Genomic DNA, 16,437 nt, shown 5'->3' on the forward strand with positions numbered 1-16,437 from the left:
AGCCGGCGGCCGCTGGAGCGGGCGCTGATTGTGGGCCACCGATCGGCGCTGATCGCCGCAGTGGCCGCGCGCGCGGGCTCAGCCCTGGCGCTGCTTGTGCCGCGGGTTGGAGCAGATGACCATGACGCGGCCGTGGCGACGGATCACCTTGCAGCTGTCACAGATCTTCTTCACGCTCGGCTTGACCTTCATAATGTTCCTCCGTCGTCCCCGTGCGGGGAGGACTGTCACTTGTACCGATAGACGATGCGGCCGCGGGAGAGGTCATAGGGGCTCAGCTCCACGACCACGCGGTCCTCGGGGAGGATGCGGATGTAGTGCTGCCGCATCTTGCCGGAGATGTGCGCGAGCACGACGTGCCCGTTGCTCAGCTCCACCCGGAACATCGCGTTCGGAAGGGCCTCGACGACCGAACCCTCGACCTCGATGACGCCGTCCTTCTTAGCCATGTTCCTCCGCCGGTGCTTTCTCGCTCGAGTTCCTCCGACGACGACGCCGTCGGACGACGCGCCCTCGGGCCCACCGCCTCGCCTGCACCCTTGCGGGCTCCCCACGCGGCCTGCAAACGCGAGCGCGCCGGGCCACCTGGCGCACCGACTGCCAAGAATACGACAGGCCGCCCGCCAACCACCATGCGAGATCAGGCGCAACCGCGGTGTTTCCGGACACACCGGGACGGGGGGCCGGGGCTGCGGCCTCAGCGCAGCGGGCGCGGCTCGATGCCGTAGGGGTCCAGCCCCTCCACCCCGCCGTCGGAGGCGGTCAGGACCCACACGCCCCCGGGCACCAGCGCCACCGTGTGCTCCCACTGGGCGGCACGCGACCCGTCGGCGGTCACCACCGTCCACCCGTCGTCGAGCTCCTCGACCTCGGGCTCGCCGGCGGTGAGCATGGGCTCGACTGCGAGCACCATGCCCGGCCGCAGGCGGGCCCCGCGGCGCCTGACCGAGTAGTTCAGGACGTCGGGCGCCATGTGCATGGCGGTGCCGATCCCGTGGCCGACGTAGTCCTCGAGGATGCCCAGGCAGATGCCGTGGTCGCGGCACGCCTCGGCGACGACGTCCTCGACGGCGTCGCCGACGGCGTTGATGCGCCCCGCGCGCCCGGAGGCGTCCCCGGCCAGCGCGCGGGCGAGCGCCGCGATGGCCGCCCACAGGGCCCGGCGGGTCGTGGTGTCCAGGACCCGGTCGGCGTCGCCGGCGTAGCGCCCGCCGACGACGGTGGTGAAGGCGGCGTCGCCGTGCCACTGGGTGCCGGACTCGTCGAGCACGTAGGCGCCGCAGTCGAAGGTCACCAGGTCGCCCTCGCGCAGCACCCGCTCCCCCGGGATGCCGTGCACGACCTCCTCGTTGACCGAGATGCACACGGTGGCCGGGTAGTCGTAGTAGCCCAGGAAGTTGGAGTGGGCGCCGGAGCGCTCGATCGTGGCCGCGCACACGGCATCGAGCTCGCCGGTGGTCACCCCCGGGCGCACCGCCTCGCGCAGAGCGGCATGGACATCGGCGACGACGAGGCCCGCGCGTCGCATGTGACGCACCTGGTCGGGCGTCTTGATCTCAATGCGGTTGCGCAGTCTCACGCTTCCTCCTGCGTGTGGTGGCCGACCGGTCAGGCGGCCGTGCGGGAGGCGAGCGCGGCCATAATGCGCTCGGTGACCTCGTCGACGTCGCCGGTGCCGTCGACCCGCACGAGCAGGCCGCGGCCCTCGTACAGCGCGGCCAGCGGCTCGGTGGCCTCGGCATAGACCTCGAGACGACGGCGGATGACCGACTCAGTGTCGTCGGCGCGGTTCTGCTCGGTGGCCCGCTTGAGGAGGCGGTCGACGACGACCTCGGCGTCCGCGGTGATCTCCAGGACGACGTCCAGGGCGAGACCGCTGTCGGCAAGCATGGCGTCGAGCTCGTGGACCTGCGCCTGCGTGCGGGGGTAGCCGTCCAGCAGGAAGCCCTGCGCGGCGTCGGCCTCGGCCAGGCGGTCGGCGACCATCGCGTTGGTCACGGAGTCGGGCACGTACTCGCCCCTGTCCATGTACTGCCTGGCGCGACCGCCGAGCTCGGTCCCCCTGGAGACGTTGGCGCGGAAGATGTCGCCGGTGGAGATGGCCGGGATGGACAGGCGCTCGCAGATGCGGGCGGCCTGGGTGCCCTTGCCCGCCCCGGGGGGGCCGAGGAGGACCATGCGTGTCATGAGAGGAACCCTTCGTAGTGGCGCTGCTGAAGCTGGGAGTTGATCTCCTTGACCGTCTGGAGACCGACCCCGACCATAATAAGGATGGTCGTGCCGCCGAAGGGCAGGTTCTGGGACAGCCCGAGCCAGATGACCGCGAGGGTGGGCAGCAGGGCCAGGACGACGAGGTAGACGGATCCCGCCACCGTCACGCGGTTGATGACGTACCGCAGATAGCGCGCCGTCGGCTCGCCGGCGCGGATGCCGGGGATGAACCCGCCGTACTTCTTCATATTGTCCGCGATCTCCTCGGGGTTGAAGGTGATCGCCGTGTAGAAGAAGGTGAAGAAGAGGATGAGGACGCCGTAGCCGACGAGGTAGAAGGTGTCCGTCTGCCTGAGGTTATTCCCGATCCACTGGACCCATGAGCTCCTCGGGTCGCCGAACTGGGAGACGAGCTGGGGCATGGACAGGATCGAGGAGGCGAAGATGACCGGGATGACGCCCGCGGTATTGATCTTGACGGGGATGTAGGTGGTCGAGCCGCCGTACTGGCGCCGGCCGACCATGCGCTTGGCGTACTGGACCGGTATGCGGCGCGTAGCCTGCTCGATGAAGACCACCGCGACGGTGGCCGCCAGGATGATGGCGACCACGATGAGGAAGTTGGAGATCCCGCCGCCCTTGGCGCTGCCCCGCGCGATGGCCAGCAGGTTCTGGGGCATGCGCGCCACGATCGAGGTGAAGATGAGCAGCGACATGCCGTTGCCGATGCCGCGCTCGGTGATGAGCTCGCCCAGCCACATGATCAGGCCGGTGCCGGCGGTCATGGTGACGACCATGAGCGCCAGCCTGAGGGTGTTGCCGTGGGCGGTGTGGGGGATGACCGGCACGCTGCAGTTGCCGAAGAGCCTGCCGGCCGCGGCCGTGGCGACAATGGTGGAGGACTGCAGCAGGCCCAGGCCGATGGTGAGGTAGCGCGTGTACTCGGTGAGCTTGGCGGTGCCCGCCTGCCCCTCCTTGTAAAGCTCCTCGAAGCGGGGGATGACGACGCGCAGCAGCTGGATGATGATCGACGCCGTGATGTAGGGCATGATGCCCAGCGCGAAGACGCTCAGCTGCAGCAGGGCACCGCCGGAGAAGATGTCGATGAGGCTCAGCAGGCCGGCCGCCCCCTGCTGCTGGCTCTCCCCGATGCACTGCTGAACATTGGTCAGGTCCACGCCCGGCGTCGGCATGACCGACCCCAGGCGGAACAGGGCCATAATGCCGAGGGTGAAGAGGAGCTTCGCCCTGAGGTCCGGCGTCCTGAACGCCTGCATGAACGCGCTGAGCACTCGGTCTCCTCTGGTTGCGGAAAGATGTCAGGGCGCCGACCTGCCCGCCACGGGCGCTGGCGCTCCGGCGCCGGGAGAGCACCGCACGCCACCCTACCCTGCCTCCGGCCAGTGTCACCGGGTCGCGGCTCGGCCGCAACGGGGTATCGGTCACGCCGCCGGGGCCGCGCCGCGAGAGAGCGGGAACGGGCACGCACCGGCCCCCTTCGCCGAGATCGGTCGTATTCCGGCTCGAGATCGGTCCGTTTCCGCACCGAGATCGGTCCGCTTCCGCACCGAGATCGGTCCGCTTCCGCGCCGAGATCGGTCGAGTTCCGGCTCGAGATCGGTTCCGAGTACCAGGAGCCCCAAAAATCTCTTCAGTCACACCCGTCCCGTTATGGATTACGGGCCGCTCAGCTCACCGCGGCCGATCGCAGCCCGGCCCCAGAACCGGATGTCCGTCAGAATGACATTAGAGCTCCTGGGCGCCGTCCCGCTCGACGACCGCCCCTGCAATGACGCGGCTCCCCACCGGTGCTCCGAGAGCCCGGGCGGCCAATGTCATTCTGGCGGACACCCGCCCGCCCCGGAGCCGGCCATCGAGACGGCTGACTCCGGGGCAACGAGGATGACCGGCAGGCTCCGCGAACCGATCTCGACGCGGAAGCGAACCGATCTCGGCGGAAGGGGCAGCATGGCGCCTCCCGACCCGGGTCCCGGAACGCCACCGACGACCCCCGCCCCCTCCGGCGAACAGATCCCGACGCCGCCGCGTCGAGAAGCCGGAGCCAGAACCGGAACCTAGACGATTGATTCCGGGGCGGGACCGAGCCGAGCGCCCGCCCCAACGTCAACGGAGGTTCATCGCATGAACGTACCTTTCTCGCATCCTACTGGGGGTAGAGCTCAGTAGGATGCGAGAAAGGTACGTTGACGTTGCGAAGGTACGTTCACGTTCGCCGGCGCACCCCGGGCGGACGCCCAGACGACGGGCCCCGCACCGCTCTGCGCCGCCTCGCGCCGTCTGCGGCGGCTCCTCAGGCCGGCAGACCTCCGCGTCGAGATCGACCAGATCCCCCACGAAGTCGTACCCTCACCCACCGGGTCGCACCTCAGGGGGCGCGGCCGTGCCTTTAACGTACGACCGCTCCCCCTGAGGTACGACCGCGAAGGATGCGACCGGGCGACCCGCCCTGTTGGAACCAATCATCTAAGCCCTGTTGCGAAAGTGCGGAGGTGGTCGGCGCGGGCTGGTGAGCCGTAAAGAGCGGTCGCGCACGTGGAGGCGGACCCCGCAGGAGCGGTCGCCGCCTCCCCGCATGAAGCTGCGGCGAACCGGGCATCAGCAAGCAAGGGAACGACCATGGGCGCCGTCGTTGGGGAGGCCATCGAGCAGCGTGCGAAGACCCTCATGGACGTCCCCGCCTGGATCGACGAGGGGCCCTCGGCGCCGGCTGGAACCGCTTCTGCCCCCGAGGCGCTGAGCGCATGTTCCGCACAGGGGCCTGCCGACCGCGATCGGAGCCAGGGCCCCTGCCTCCTCCGCAACAGCGAGGGCCCCGTCCTGCGGCTGAGCGGCAGGACGGGGCTCCTGGGCATGCACGGGGAGGTACCCCGCGCACGTGACGAGATATCAGCGAGCGGTGAGTGAGCCTCCGGCCGCCTCGATCTTCTCCTTGGCGGAGGCGGACCAGGCGTCGACGACGACGTCGAGCTTGACCTCCACATCGCCCGAGCCCAGGACCTTGACCAGGCGGCGCCCGCGCACGGCGCCCTTGGCGACGAGGTCCTCAACAGTGACCGCGCCGCCGTCGGGGAAGAGCTCGACGATGCGGCCGACGTTGACGGGCTGGTACTCGATGCGGTTGGGGTTCTTGAAGCCGCGCAGCTTGGGCAGCCGCATGTGCAGCGGCATCTGACCGCCCTCGAAGCCGGGACGGACCCGGCGACGGGCCTTGGTCCCCTTGGTTCCGCGGCCGGCGGTCTTGCCCTTGGAGCCCTCACCGCGGCCCACGCGGGTCTTGGCCTTCTTGGATCCGGGGGCGGGGCGGAGGTGGTGCAGCCTGATGATCTGCCCCTCCTCGGCCTGCCCCCCGGTCTTCTTGGTGTCAGCCATCTCAGGCCTCCTCAACGGTGACGAGGTGCGCCACCCTGGCGATCATGCCGCGGACGGACGCGTTGTCCTCGCGGACGACGGACTGGCGGATCTTGCGCAGGCCGAGGGACTTCAGCGTCTCGCGCTGACGACGCGTGCCGCCGATGCCCGAGCGGACCTGGGTCACCTTGACCTGCTTGGTGGTAGTGGCCATTACGCACCCACTCCTTCAGCGGCCTTGGCGGCCTCCTTCTTCTCGGCCTCGGCGCGCTTGTGGGCCTCGCCCTCGGCCCGGGCCCGCAGCATGGACTGCGGGGCGACGTCCTCCAGGGGCAGCCCTCGGCGAGCCGCGACGGACTCCGGCTGCTCGAGCTTGGTCAGCGCGTCCACCGTCGCGTGGACGATGTTGATCGCGTTGGAGGAGCCGAGCGACTTGGACAGGACGTCGTGGACACCGGCGCAGTCCAGCACGGCGCGCACCGGACCGCCGGCGATCACGCCGGTACCGGGCGAGGCCGGGCGCAGGAGGACGACTCCGGCGGAGTCCTCGCCCTGGACCAGGTGCGGGATGGTGCGGCGGATCATCGGGACGTGGAAGAAGTTCTTCTTCGCGATCTCGACGGCCTTGGCGATGGCGGAGGGGACCTCCTTCGCCTTGCCGTATCCCACGCCCACGGTGCCCTCGCCGTCGCCGACGACGACCAGCGCCGTGAAGGTGAAGCGACGGCCGCCCTTGACGACCTTGGACACGCGGTTGATGGTGACGACGCGCTCAATGTACTTGTCGTCGTTGCCGCGGTCGCGGCGGTCGCGACGCTCGTTGCGGTCGCGACGGCCGCGGCCCTCGCCGCGCTCGTTGTCGCGCTGGCCCGAGCCGCCGGACGACGCGGACCTGTCTCGCTGCGGTGCAGCCATCAGATACTCCTTTGCTTTCTCGTCGTCTTGCTCACAGCGTCAGGCCGGCCTCGCGGGCGCCCTCGGCGACGGCCGCCACGCGACCGTGGTACTTGTTGCCGCCGCGGTCGAAGACGACCGCCTCGATGCCGAGCGCTCTGGCGCGCTCGGCCACGAGCTCGCCGACCCTGCGGGCGGCGCCGACCTTGTGGCCCGGGACCCCCTTGACGGCCTCCTCCAGGGTCGAGGCGGAGCACAGCGTGTGACCGATGGTGTCGTCCACGACCTGGGCCACCATGTGGCGGTTGGAGCGGCTGACGACCAGGCGCGGGCGCTCCGGGGTGCCGTTGACGCGCTTGCGCACGCGCTGGTGGCGGAGCTTGCGGGCCACAGCCTTGGAGTTCCTGGTCCTCTTGATCGAGTAAGCCATGGTCACTTACCAGCCTTTCCGACCTTGCGGCGCACGTTCTCGCCGGCGTAGCGCACGCCCTTGCCCTTGTAGGGCTCCGGCGGGCGGATCTTGCGGATGTTCGCGGCGACCTCGCCGACCCGCTCCTTGGAGATGCCCGAGACGATGATCTTCAGGTTCCCCTCGACCTTCAGGTCGATGCCCTCGGGGGGCTCGACCGTCACGGTGTGGGAGAAGCCCACCGAGAGCTCGACGCCGGTGCCCTTCTGGACGGCGCGGTAACCGGTGCCGACGATCTCGAGCTGCTTGGAGTAGCCCTCGGTGACGCCGATGACCATGTTGTTGATGAGCGTGCGGGACAGGCCGTGCAACGAGCGGGACTCGCGCTCGTCATTGGGGCGGGTCACCAGGATGGTGCCGTCCTCCTGGCGGGTGACGCTCAGCGGCTGGGCGATTGTGCGCGACAGGGTGCCCTTGGGGCCCTTGACCGTCACCTCGTTGCCCTCGATAGTGACGTCCACTCCGGCGGGAACCGGAACGGGAAGTCGTCCAATGCGAGACATGGTTCTCCTCCGTTCCTTATCTCACCAGACGTAGGCGAGCACTTCGCCGCCCACGCCTCTGGACTCGGCCTGCTTGTCGGTCAGCAGGCCGGAGGAGGTGGACAGGATCGCCACCCCCAGGCCGCCGAGGACCTTGGGCAGGTTCGTGGACTTGGCGTAGACGCGCAGGCCGGGCTTGGAGATGCGCTTGAGGCCCTGGATGGCCCGCTGGCGGTTGGCTCCGTACTTCAGGCTCAGCGTGAGCGTCTTGCCCACCGTCGCGTCGGTGACCTCGTAGCCGGCGATGTAGCCCTCGGCCTTGAGCATCCGCGCGATGTTCACCTTGAGCTTGCTCGACGGCATCGAGACGGTGTCGTGGTAGGCGTTGTTTGCATTACGCAGACGAGTCAGCATGTCTGCGATCGGGTCTGTCATAGTCATGAGTGGGCCTCGGCCCTTCCTCGTCGTGGTTTCCTCATCGGACCTGCGACGTAAGTTCTTACCAGCTGGACTTGCTCACGCCGGGGAGCTGGCCGCTGAGGGCCATCTCGCGCAGGCAGATACGGCACAGGCCGAACTTGCGGTACACCGAGTGCGGCCGGCCGCAGCGCTGGCAGCGGGTGTAGGCGCGGACGCGGAACTTGGGCTTGCGGTTGGCCTTCTCGATCAGAGCGGTCTTCGCCATGTCACTTCTCCTTGAGGGGGAAGCCGAGCTGCTTGAGCAGCGAGCGGGCCTCCTCGTCGGTCTTGGCCGTGGTCACCACGGTGATGTCCATGCCGCGGACGCGGTCGATCTTGTCCTGGTCGATCTCATGGAAGACGGCCTGCTCGGTCAGACCGAAGGTGTAGTTGCCGTTGCCGTCGAACTGCTTCGGGGACAGGCCGCGGAAGTCGCGGATGCGGGGAAGCGCGATCGAGATGAGGCGGTCGAGGAACTCCCACATGCGGTCGCCGCGCAGCGTGGCGTGCGCGCCGATCGGCTGGCCCTCGCGCAGCTTGAACTGGGCGATGGACTTGCGGGCCCTGGTCACCTGGGGCTTCTGCCCCGTGATGGCGGCCAGGTCGCGCACGGCGCCCTCGATCATCTTGGAGTCGTGGGCGGCCTCGCCCACGCCCATGTTGACCACGACCTTGACGATGCGCCCGACCTCCATCACGTTGCCGTGCTTGAACTCCTTGCGGAGGGCCGGGTGCACCTCCTGGATGTACTTCGTCTTCAGGCGGGGGGTGATCTTGTCAGCCTTGTCAGTCATGATCACAGGTCCTCCCCGGACTTCTTGGCGTAGCGCACGCGAACCAGGCGCTTGCGGCCGTCGGGGCGCACGCCCTCCTCGACGCGGAAGCCGACGCGGGTGCGCTTCTTGGTCTTGGGGTCGATGGGCATGACGTTGGAGATGTGGATCGGGGCCTCCACGGTCTCGATGCCGCCTGTGCGGGCGCCCTGGGCGTTCTGCCCGGCCTTGACGTGCTTGGTCACGCGCTGAACGCCCTCGACGACGACGCGGTCGACGGCGGGCATCACCTTGAGCACGCGCCCCGTCTTGCCCTTGTCCTTGCCGGCGATGACGATGACCTGGTCACCCTTCTTAATGCGCGCCATATTCAGATCACCTCCAGGGCGAGCGAGACAATGCGCATGAACTTCTTCTCGCGAAGCTCACGGCCGACGGGGCCGAAAATGCGCGTGCCGCGCGGCTCCACGTCGTTCTTGAGGAGGACGGCGGCGTTGTCATCGAAACGGATGTACGAGCCGTCCGGGCGCCGGCGCTCCTTGCGCGTGCGCACGATGACGGCCTTGACGACATCGCCCTTCTTGACATTGCCGCCGGGGATGGCGTCCTTCACGGTGGCGACGATCGTGTCACCGATACCCGCATAGCGCCGACCCGAGCCGCCGAGCACACGGATGCAAAGGATCTCCTTGGCACCGGTGTTGTCGGCGACCTTCAGTCGCGACTCCTGCTGGATCATTGAGTGTTCTCCTGTCGTCGAGCCGGTTCTCGACCCTCCCGAGGGCGAGCGAGCCTGGCCGAACGTTCCTTCTTCTCTTGCGTGCTGCTCTGCCCGCCGGGGGCGGGTGGAGTCCGCGGCTCGCTCTTCCGCCAGACACAGGCGCACGAGGCACGAGGTCTCCGGCGGACGCGCCGAGGGCGCACGCAACTCCGTCACTCTAGTGCAGGCCGCAAGTGAGGCGGTACCGCGCAGCCTTCCGCCCGCCTGTGCCTTTGCTCACCGGCGCCGCCCGCTCCCGTTTCGGCTCTACGACGACGGCGCCGTCGTCGGCCGATCGCCGCCGCCCGCGCGGCCACCGGGACGGTGGGCGGGGACGCGAGCGGCGATTGACGGACGCCGCAGCGCCCGGGCGGGGTGCTGCGGCGTCGCGCGCGGTCGCCGGCCTCGGTGGGCCGGACTCAGCAAGAGGTCACTTGGCCTTCTCAATGATCTCGACCAGGCGCCAGTGCTTGGTGGCGCTCAGCGGGCGGGTCTCCATAATCCGGACAAGGTCGCCGGGGTGAGCCTCATTGTGCTCGTCGTGGACCTTGACCTTCTTGGAACGACGAAGGACCTTGCCGTACAGGGAGTGCTTGTAGCGCTCCTCGACCTCGACGACGACGGTCTTGTCCATCTTGTCGGACACGACGTAGCCGCGGCGGACCTTGCGCTGGTTGCGCTCCTTGGGCTCGGTGGCGCTGTTGTTACTCTGCTCGCTCACTTGGACTCCTGGCTGCTGGGAGCGGTACGGATGCCGAGCTCGCGCTCGCGCACGATCGTGTGGATACGGGCGATGTCGCGACGCACGGCCTTAAGACGGCCGTGGTCCTCGAGCTGTCCGGTCGCGGCGGCGAACCGGAGGTTGAACAGCTCGGCCTTGGCCTTGGAGAGCTCCTCGGCGAGGCGCTCGTTGTCCATGGCGTCCAGGTCGGTCGGGGTCAGATCCTTCGAGCCGATGGCCATCAGACGTCACCACCCTCACGAGTCACGAAACGGGTCTTCATCGGAAGCTTGTGCTGGGCGCGGCGCATGGCCTCGCGGGCGAGCGCCTCATCGACACCGCCGAGCTCGAACATGACGCGTCCGGGCTTGACGTTGGCGATCCACCACTCGGGGGCGCCCTTGCCGGAGCCCATGCGGGTCTCGGCGGGCTTCTTGGTCAGCGGGCGGTCCGGGAAGATGTTGATCCACACCTTGCCGCCGCGCTTGATGTGACGGGTCATGGCAATACGGGCCGCCTCGATCTGGCGGTTGGTGACGTAGGCGTGCTCCAGGGCCTGGATGCCGTACTCACCGAAGGCGATCCGATTGCCGCCCTTGGACATGCCCGTGCGGTGCGGGCGGTGCTGCTTGCGGAACTTGGTCCGGCGAGGGATGAGCACGGCTCAGGCCTCCGTTCCCTGGTCTGCTGCGGCAGCGTTCTTCTCGGCGGCCGGCGCCTGCTCGGCCTGCTGCTGCTCACTCTGGCGCGGAGCGCGATCGCCGCGGCGGCCGCGGCGATCGCCTCGGCCGCCACGACCGCGCGGACCGGACTCGGCCTGCTGGCGAGCGAACTCGCGCTCGGTCATGTCGCCCTTGTAGATCCACACCTTGACGCCGAGACGTCCGAAGGTGGTCTTGGCCTCGTAGAAGCCGTAGTCGATATTGGCCCGCAGGGTGTGCAGCGGCACACGGCCCTCGCGGTAGAACTCCGAGCGGCTCATCTCGGCCCCGCCCAGGCGGCCGGAGCACTGCACCCGCACGCCCTTGGCGCCGGCGCGCATGGCCGACTGCATGCCCTTGCGCATGGCGCGGCGGAAGGAGACGCGGCTGGCGAGCTGCTCGGCGATGCCCTGGGCCACCAGCTGGGCGTCCAGGTCGGGGCTCTTGACCTCCAGGATGTTGAGCTGGACCTGCTTGCCGGTCAGCTTCTCGAGCTGGCCGCGCAGACGCTCGGCCTCGGCGCCGCGGCGGCCGATGACAATGCCGGGGCGGGCGGTGTGCAGGTCGACGCGGACGCGGTCGCGGGTGCGCTCGATGTCGACCTTGGAGATGCCGGCGCGCTCCATGCCGTCCGCCATGAGACGACGGATCTTGACGTCCTCGTCCACGAAGTCGCGATAGCGCTGGCCGGACTTCGTGGAGTCGGCGAACCAGCGCGAGCGGTGGTCCGTGGTGATGCCCAGGCGGAACCCGGTCGGGTTGACCTTCTGCCCCATTACCGGGCTCCTTCCTTCGTTGCGGCGTCGGAGGCGTCCCCGACGATGACGGTGATGTGGCTGGTCCGCTTCAGGATCCGTCCGGCGCGCCCCTGAGCGCGCGGGCGGAACCGCTTGAGGGTCGGGCCCTCGTCGGCGTACACCTCGGTGATGAACAGGTCGTTCTCGTCGAAGCGCTCGCCGTCGCGCTCGGCCTTGAACCGGGCGTTGGCGATGGCGGACTCGATGACCTTGCGCACCGGCACCGCGGCGGCCTGCGGGGCGAACCGCAGCACGTTCACGGCCTCGACCGCCCGCTTGCCGCGGACGACGTTGACGATCCGGCGCGCCTTCATCGGCGTGCAGCGCACGTACTTGGCCTGCGCCTTGGCTTCCATGTTCTCTGCCTCTCTATCTTCCACCGGCGTCAGCGACGCGACTTGCGGTCGTCCTTGACGTGCCCGCGGAAGGTGCGGGTCGGAGCGAACTCGCCGAGCTTGTGGCCCACCATGGACTCGGTGATGAAGACCGGGACGTGCTTGCGGCCGTCATGGACGGCGAAGGTGTGTCCGAGGAAGTCCGGCGTGATGACCGAACGGCGGGACCAGGTCTTGATGACGTTCTTGGTGCCCTTCTCGTTCTGGGTGTCCACCTTCTTCTGGAGGTGGTCGTCGACGAAGGGACCCTTCTTCAGGCTGCGCGGCATATCAGGCTCCTATCAGCGCTTCTTGCCGGTCCGACGACGACGCACGATGAGGCGGTCGCTGGACTTCTTGGGACGACGGGTACGGCCCTCGGGCTTGCCCCATGGGGAGACGGGGTGGCGGCCGCCGGAGGTGCGGCCCTCACCACCGCCGTGCGGGTGGTCCACGGGGTTCATGACGACGCCGCGGACGGTCGGGCGCACGCCCTTCCAGCGCATGCGGCCGGCCTTGCCCCAGCTGATGTTGGACTGCTCGGCGTTGCCGACCTCGCCGACGGTGGCGCGGCAGGCGGCCTCGACGTTGCGGATCTCGCCGGAGGGCATGCGCAGCTGCGCGTACTTGCCCTCCTTGGCGACCAGCTGCACCGAGGCGCCGGCGCTCCGGGCGATCTTGGCCCCGCCGCCGGGGCGCAGCTCGACGGCGTGGACCACGGTGCCGGTGGGGATGTTGCGCAGCGGCAGGTTGTTGCCGGGCTTGATGTCCGCGTTCGGCCCCGCCTCGACCCGGTCGCCCTGGCCGAGCCGGTTGGGCGCGATGATGTAGCGCTTCTCGCCGTCGGCGTAGTGCAGCAGGGCGATGCGGGCGGTGCGGTTGGGGTCGTACTCGATGTGCGCGACCTTGGCCGGCACGCCGTCCTTGTCCGCGCGACGGAAGTCGATCAGGCGGTAGGCGCGCTTGTGGCCGCCGCCCTTGTGGCGGGTGGTGATGCGGCCGTAGCTGTTGCGGCCGCCGGTCTTGCTCAGCGGGCGCACCAGGGACTTCTCGGGCTTGGAACGCGTGATCTCAGCGAAGTCGGCCACGGAGCCGCCGCGGCGACCCGGGGTCGTCGGCTTGTACTTACGGATTCCCATGTCGATCCTCTACCTTCCGGGTCACTTCGTCACGTCGCCGAAGATGTCGATGGTGCCCTCGCTCAGCGTGACGATGGCGCGCTTGGTGTCCTTCGACTTGCCCATGCCCGTGCGGGTACGACGGGTCTTGCCCCGCCGGTTCTGGGTGTTGACGGAGGCGACCTTGACGTCGAAGATGGCCTCGACGGCCAGCTTGATCTCGGTCTTGTTGGAACCCGGCGTCACGAGGAACGTGTACTGGCCACGGTCCATGCAGGCGTAGGACTTCTCGGAGACGACCGGGGCGACAATGACGTCGCGGGGGTTCTTGGACTTCTCGAGGCTCACTTGGACTCCTCCTCGCCCCTGCCCAGGAAGCGGTCCAAGGCGTCGGCAGTGAAGATGACGTCTTCGCTGTTGAGGACGTCGTAGGTGTTGAGCTGGTCGGCCCAGGTCACGTGGACGTCGGGCAGGTTGCGCAGGCTGAGAGTGGACAGGGTGTCCTCGCGGCCCACGACGACGAGCGCCTTGCGGTCGGTCAGGTTGCGCAGCCCGGCCAGCGCCTGCTTGGTGGAGGGCCTGTCGGCCACGAGGAACTCGGTGATGACGTGGATGCGGCCGTGGCGGGCGCGGTCGGACAGCGCCGAGCGCAGGGCGGCGGCCTTCATCTTCTTGGGGGTCCGCTGGCTGTAGTCGCGCGGCTGGGGGCCGTGGACGACGCCGCCGCCGGCGAACTGGGGGGCGCGGATGGAGCCCTGGCGGGCGCGGCCGGTGCCCTTCTGCCGGTAGGGCTTGCGGCCGCCGCCGCGGACCATGCCGCGGGTCCGGGTGGCGTGGGTACCCTGGCGGGCCGCGGCGAGCTGGGCCACGACGACCTGATGCATGAGCGGGATATTGGGCTCGACGTCGAAGACCTCGGCGGGCAGCTCGACGGTGCCGGTCCTGCGCCCCTCGGAGTCGACGATCTCGACGGAGAGCGTCTCTGTGCGGTTCTCGGGCATGAGTCTCAGGCTCCCTTCACGGCGGTACGGACGAGGACGACCGCGCCCTTGGGACCGGGGACGGCCCCGCCCACGATGAGCACGCCCTTGTCGACATCGACGCCGCGGACCTTGAGGTTCTGGACGGTGGTGGTGGCGTGGCCCATGCGGCCGGCCATGCGCAGGCCCTTGAAGATGCGGCCGGGGGTGGCGCAGGCGCCGACCGAGCCGGGCTTGCGGTGGTTGCGGTGCGCGCCGTGGGAGGCGCCCACGCCCTTGAAGCCGTGGCGCTTCATGACGCCCGCGAAGCCCTTGCCCTTGGATGTACCGGTGACATCGACCCGCTGGCCGACCTCGAAGGTGTCCGCGGCCAGCTCCTGGCCGAGGGCGAACTCGCCGGTCAGGCAGGTGCGGACCTCGGCGACGTGGCGGCGGGGGGCGACCCCGGCCTTGTCGAAGTGGCCCTTGAGGGGCTTGGTGACCTTGCGCTCGTCGATCTCGCCGAAGGCGAGCTGAACGGCCTCGTACCCGTCGGTCTCGAGGGTGCGGATCTGGGTCACGACATTGGTGTCGACGCGCACGACCGTGACGGGGCGAAGGCGTCCGCCCTCGTCCCAGATCTGCGTCATGCCGAGCTTGGTGCCGAGCAGCGCCTTTGCGGGCGCGGCGGCAGCCGGCTGGTTAAGCGTAGTCATGGCCTCTTACCTCAGAGCTTGATCTCGATGTTGACGTCGGCCGGCAGGTCGAGACGCATGAGCGAGTCAACGGCCTTGGGCGTCGGGTCGACGATGTCGATCAGCCGCTTGTGCGTGCGCATCTCGAAGTGCTCGCGGCTGTCCTTGTACTTGTGCGGCGACCGGATGACGCAGAACACGTTCTTCTCGGTCGGCAGCGGCACGGGGCCCACGACCGTCGCACCAGCGCGGGTCACGACGTCGACGATCTTGCGCGCCGAGGAGTCGATGACCTCGTGGTCGTAGGACTTGAGCCGGATGCGGATCTTCTGTCCCGCCATGGCGCCCAACCTCTCTTGCTTTCGGTGACCGGTCCACGCGCTCGGGCGTGTCGCGAGGCGACGCGCAGGAGACATCCGCTGTGAAGAAGAGGTGGCCGGTCTGGACACACGGAAACCCGGTGGCGACCGGGTCCGTCAGACTGGTTCCCGGGGCGGACCCGGGAGGCGACCGGGCGGTGCTCCAGCACCGCTCGGCTCGACAACGTTAGCAGCGCCGCCCCTGGCCGTGGAAGCGGGCGGGCAGGTCGGCGCCTGTGAGACCGCCCACCCGGTCCACGCGCTCGGGCGTGTCGCGCCCGGCCCTCCGGCGGCGCGGGGCCCGGTGCGCTCCCGCCGCCGGCCGGGCGGGGCAGCCGGCCCGCCACACGTAGATCCCGTCCAGGACCACGCCGGCGCCCAGGGCGAGGGCCCACCACGGGAACCTGGGCACGTCCGGGCGCTCGCCGGCGACGTCGTCGTCCGGCGTGGGGATCCTCTCCCCCGTGACCAGGATGCGGTGGGTGTTGACCCCCAGCGGCGTGCAGGTCACCAGGGTCATGAGATCGCGGTCGGGGTCGGCCCGCAGCTCCTCGGTCTGCTCGGGCTCGACGACCTTGGTCTCCACCACGCGGTAGGTCAGCACCTCGCCGAAGACCTCGGCGGTGAAGGTGTCGCCCACCCCGACCCTGTCGAGGTTGGTGAACATGGTGGCGTTGGCCAGGCCGCGGTGCCCGGTGATCACCGAGCGCGTGCCGGTCCCGCCCACGGGCAGCGAGGTCCCCTCCAGGTGCCCCAGGCCCTCCAGGAGGGTCTGGTCGGAGGTGCCGTGGTAGACGGGCAGGTCCAGGTCGATCGACGGGATGCGCAGGCGGGCCATGAGGCCGACGCCGTTGGCGTTCAGGATGGCGTTGTAGTCCAGGCCGTCGCCGCCGGCGCTCCCCGCCCCTGTGGGGACGTGCGTGTTGGCCTCCAGGACCGCGCCTACCGACAGGGCGTCGTTGTAGGCGTGGGCCTGCGCGATCTGGGTGGCGGCGTCGGGGTCCGCGTTGTCCACGCCGCTGGAGTAGTCGGCCACGACCTTGGACTGGTTGTACTGGGACGCCCAGCTCGCCGCCGTCGGGTAGGCCAGGGCCAGCATGCCGATCAGGGCGAGCAGGGCGGGGACGAGGGAGTAGCGCGAGAGCCGCCAGCGGCGCCTGCGCCTGTCGGCGGCGTGGGCGGAGCGGTGACGGCGGGGGCTTGCAGGGTTCATGGTCGGCGGGTCTCCTGACGACGGGCGCGAGCGTGGCGGGGAGACGCAGAGATCTCCCCGCCACGCGATGTCGGTGCAGAATC

28 protein-coding genes are annotated in these 16,437 nt (G+C 69.3%); 1 reads left to right on the forward strand and 27 read right to left on the reverse strand.

Features of this window, described 5'->3' with window-relative positions:
• Nucleotides 1–78: 78 nt before the first annotated feature.
• From rpmJ to secY, 5 genes are all read right to left on the reverse strand, one after another.
• The gene (gene rpmJ / locus O145_RS01370; protein WP_008729428.1) at nt 79–192 is read right to left on the reverse strand and encodes a 50S ribosomal protein L36; all 114 of its coding nucleotides are present in this window, start codon (nt 190–192) and stop codon (nt 79–81) included.
• A gap of 35 nt (nt 193–227) precedes the next feature.
• On the reverse strand, nt 228–449 hold the full coding sequence (gene infA, locus O145_RS01375; protein WP_003781847.1) for a translation initiation factor IF-1: 222 nt from the start codon (nt 447–449) through the stop codon (nt 228–230).
• Between the two features lie 248 nt (nt 450–697).
• A complete protein-coding gene (gene map / locus O145_RS01380) occupies nt 698–1,579 on the reverse strand; it encodes a type I methionyl aminopeptidase (protein WP_043558640.1) in 882 nt (293 codons plus the stop codon).
• Nucleotides 1,580–1,608: 29 nt separating this feature from the next.
• Nucleotides 1,609–2,178 carry an adenylate kinase gene (locus O145_RS01385; RefSeq protein ID WP_043558641.1) on the reverse strand — a complete coding sequence of 190 codons (570 nt, stop codon included), beginning with the start codon at nt 2,176–2,178 and terminating at the stop codon, nt 1,609–1,611.
• 5 nt (nt 2,179–2,183) lie between these two features.
• On the reverse strand, nt 2,184–3,503 hold the full coding sequence (gene secY, locus O145_RS01390; protein WP_043558644.1) for a preprotein translocase subunit SecY: 1,320 nt from the start codon (nt 3,501–3,503) through the stop codon (nt 2,184–2,186).
• Nucleotides 3,504–4,848: 1,345 nt separating this feature from the next.
• Here secY and O145_RS01395 point away from each other — a divergent pair.
• On the forward strand, nt 4,849–5,136 hold the full coding sequence (locus O145_RS01395; RefSeq protein WP_043558646.1) for a hypothetical protein: 288 nt from the start codon (nt 4,849–4,851) through the stop codon (nt 5,134–5,136).
• Here O145_RS01395 and rplO read toward each other — a convergent pair.
• The 22 genes from rplO to O145_RS01505 form a co-directional block, all read right to left on the reverse strand.
• Nucleotides 5,119–5,601: a 50S ribosomal protein L15 gene (gene rplO / locus O145_RS01400; protein WP_043558648.1), complete on the reverse strand. Its 483-nt coding sequence runs from the start codon at nt 5,599–5,601 to the stop codon at nt 5,119–5,121. The two genes, O145_RS01395 and rplO, sit on opposite strands and share 18 nt — an antisense overlap.
• Nucleotide 5,602: 1 nt before the next feature.
• On the reverse strand, nt 5,603–5,794 hold the full coding sequence (rpmD, locus tag O145_RS01405) for a 50S ribosomal protein L30 (protein ID WP_043558651.1): 192 nt from the start codon (nt 5,792–5,794) through the stop codon (nt 5,603–5,605).
• On the reverse strand, nt 5,794–6,495 hold the full coding sequence (gene rpsE, locus O145_RS01410) for a 30S ribosomal protein S5 (protein WP_043558654.1): 702 nt from the start codon (nt 6,493–6,495) through the stop codon (nt 5,794–5,796). The genes rpmD and rpsE overlap by 1 nt, the downstream gene beginning before the upstream one ends.
• Before the next feature lie 31 nt (nt 6,496–6,526).
• The gene (gene rplR, locus O145_RS01415; protein WP_043558944.1) at nt 6,527–6,904 is read right to left on the reverse strand and encodes a 50S ribosomal protein L18; all 378 of its coding nucleotides are present in this window, start codon (nt 6,902–6,904) and stop codon (nt 6,527–6,529) included.
• Nucleotides 6,905–6,906: 2 nt separating this feature from the next.
• Nucleotides 6,907–7,446, reverse strand: a complete 540-nt coding sequence (gene rplF, locus O145_RS01420; protein WP_043558656.1) for a 50S ribosomal protein L6 — start codon at nt 7,444–7,446, stop codon at nt 6,907–6,909.
• Between the two features lie 21 nt (nt 7,447–7,467).
• Entirely contained in the window at nt 7,468–7,866 is a 399-nt protein-coding gene (gene rpsH, locus O145_RS01425) for a 30S ribosomal protein S8 (RefSeq protein ID WP_043558658.1), read from the reverse strand.
• Between the two features lie 58 nt (nt 7,867–7,924).
• Nucleotides 7,925–8,110 (reverse strand): type Z 30S ribosomal protein S14, encoded by a 186-nt coding sequence (locus tag O145_RS01430; protein WP_043558661.1) that lies wholly within the window; start codon nt 8,108–8,110, stop codon nt 7,925–7,927.
• A 1-nt stretch (nt 8,111) separates the two neighbouring features.
• Nucleotides 8,112–8,678 carry a 50S ribosomal protein L5 gene (rplE, locus tag O145_RS01435; RefSeq protein ID WP_043558664.1) on the reverse strand — a complete coding sequence of 189 codons (567 nt, stop codon included), beginning with the start codon at nt 8,676–8,678 and terminating at the stop codon, nt 8,112–8,114.
• A gap of 2 nt (nt 8,679–8,680) precedes the next feature.
• Entirely contained in the window at nt 8,681–9,025 is a 345-nt protein-coding gene (gene rplX, locus O145_RS01440) for a 50S ribosomal protein L24 (RefSeq protein ID WP_043558667.1), read from the reverse strand.
• A 2-nt stretch (nt 9,026–9,027) separates the two neighbouring features.
• Nucleotides 9,028–9,396 carry a 50S ribosomal protein L14 gene (gene rplN / locus O145_RS01445; protein WP_043558669.1) on the reverse strand — a complete coding sequence of 123 codons (369 nt, stop codon included), beginning with the start codon at nt 9,394–9,396 and terminating at the stop codon, nt 9,028–9,030.
• 451 nt (nt 9,397–9,847) lie between these two features.
• Complete coding sequence (rpsQ, locus tag O145_RS01450) at nt 9,848–10,138, reverse strand: 30S ribosomal protein S17 (RefSeq protein ID WP_043558673.1); 291 nt, start codon at nt 10,136–10,138, stop codon at nt 9,848–9,850.
• Complete coding sequence (gene rpmC, locus O145_RS01455) at nt 10,135–10,380, reverse strand: 50S ribosomal protein L29 (protein ID WP_026406680.1); 246 nt, start codon at nt 10,378–10,380, stop codon at nt 10,135–10,137. The genes rpsQ and rpmC overlap by 4 nt, the downstream gene beginning before the upstream one ends.
• Nucleotides 10,380–10,799, reverse strand: a complete 420-nt coding sequence (gene rplP / locus O145_RS01460; protein ID WP_043558676.1) for a 50S ribosomal protein L16 — start codon at nt 10,797–10,799, stop codon at nt 10,380–10,382. Before rplP ends, rpmC begins: the two co-directional genes overlap by 1 nt.
• Before the next feature lie 3 nt (nt 10,800–10,802).
• Nucleotides 10,803–11,615 carry a 30S ribosomal protein S3 gene (gene rpsC, locus O145_RS01465; RefSeq protein WP_043558678.1) on the reverse strand — a complete coding sequence of 271 codons (813 nt, stop codon included), beginning with the start codon at nt 11,613–11,615 and terminating at the stop codon, nt 10,803–10,805.
• The gene (gene rplV, locus O145_RS01470; RefSeq protein WP_043558681.1) at nt 11,615–11,992 is read right to left on the reverse strand and encodes a 50S ribosomal protein L22; all 378 of its coding nucleotides are present in this window, start codon (nt 11,990–11,992) and stop codon (nt 11,615–11,617) included. Before rplV ends, rpsC begins: the two co-directional genes overlap by 1 nt.
• Nucleotides 11,993–12,021: 29 nt before the next feature.
• The gene (rpsS, locus tag O145_RS01475; RefSeq protein ID WP_043558685.1) at nt 12,022–12,300 is read right to left on the reverse strand and encodes a 30S ribosomal protein S19; all 279 of its coding nucleotides are present in this window, start codon (nt 12,298–12,300) and stop codon (nt 12,022–12,024) included.
• A 12-nt stretch (nt 12,301–12,312) separates the two neighbouring features.
• Nucleotides 12,313–13,149: a 50S ribosomal protein L2 gene (gene rplB, locus O145_RS01480; RefSeq protein WP_043558687.1), complete on the reverse strand. Its 837-nt coding sequence runs from the start codon at nt 13,147–13,149 to the stop codon at nt 12,313–12,315.
• A 21-nt stretch (nt 13,150–13,170) separates the two neighbouring features.
• On the reverse strand, nt 13,171–13,476 hold the full coding sequence (gene rplW, locus O145_RS01485) for a 50S ribosomal protein L23 (RefSeq protein WP_043558689.1): 306 nt from the start codon (nt 13,474–13,476) through the stop codon (nt 13,171–13,173).
• Nucleotides 13,473–14,129, reverse strand: coding sequence for a 50S ribosomal protein L4 (rplD, locus tag O145_RS01490; RefSeq protein WP_043558691.1), 657 nt, complete (start codon nt 14,127–14,129; stop codon nt 13,473–13,475). The genes rplW and rplD overlap by 4 nt, the downstream gene beginning before the upstream one ends.
• 5 nt (nt 14,130–14,134) lie before the next feature.
• Nucleotides 14,135–14,803, reverse strand: coding sequence for a 50S ribosomal protein L3 (gene rplC, locus O145_RS01495; protein ID WP_052374472.1), 669 nt, complete (start codon nt 14,801–14,803; stop codon nt 14,135–14,137).
• Nucleotides 14,804–14,814: 11 nt separating this feature from the next.
• Nucleotides 14,815–15,123, reverse strand: a complete 309-nt coding sequence (gene rpsJ, locus O145_RS01500; RefSeq protein WP_003786051.1) for a 30S ribosomal protein S10 — start codon at nt 15,121–15,123, stop codon at nt 14,815–14,817.
• Nucleotides 15,124–15,328: 205 nt separating this feature from the next.
• Nucleotides 15,329–16,354, reverse strand: coding sequence for a class C sortase (locus O145_RS01505; protein ID WP_084682291.1), 1,026 nt, complete (start codon nt 16,352–16,354; stop codon nt 15,329–15,331).
• Between the last annotated feature and the right edge of the window lie 83 nt (nt 16,355–16,437).

The sequence above is a fragment of the Actinomyces israelii DSM 43320 genome (assembly GCF_000711965.1).
Taxonomy (GTDB): Bacteria; Actinomycetota; Actinomycetes; order Actinomycetales; family Actinomycetaceae; genus Actinomyces; species Actinomyces israelii.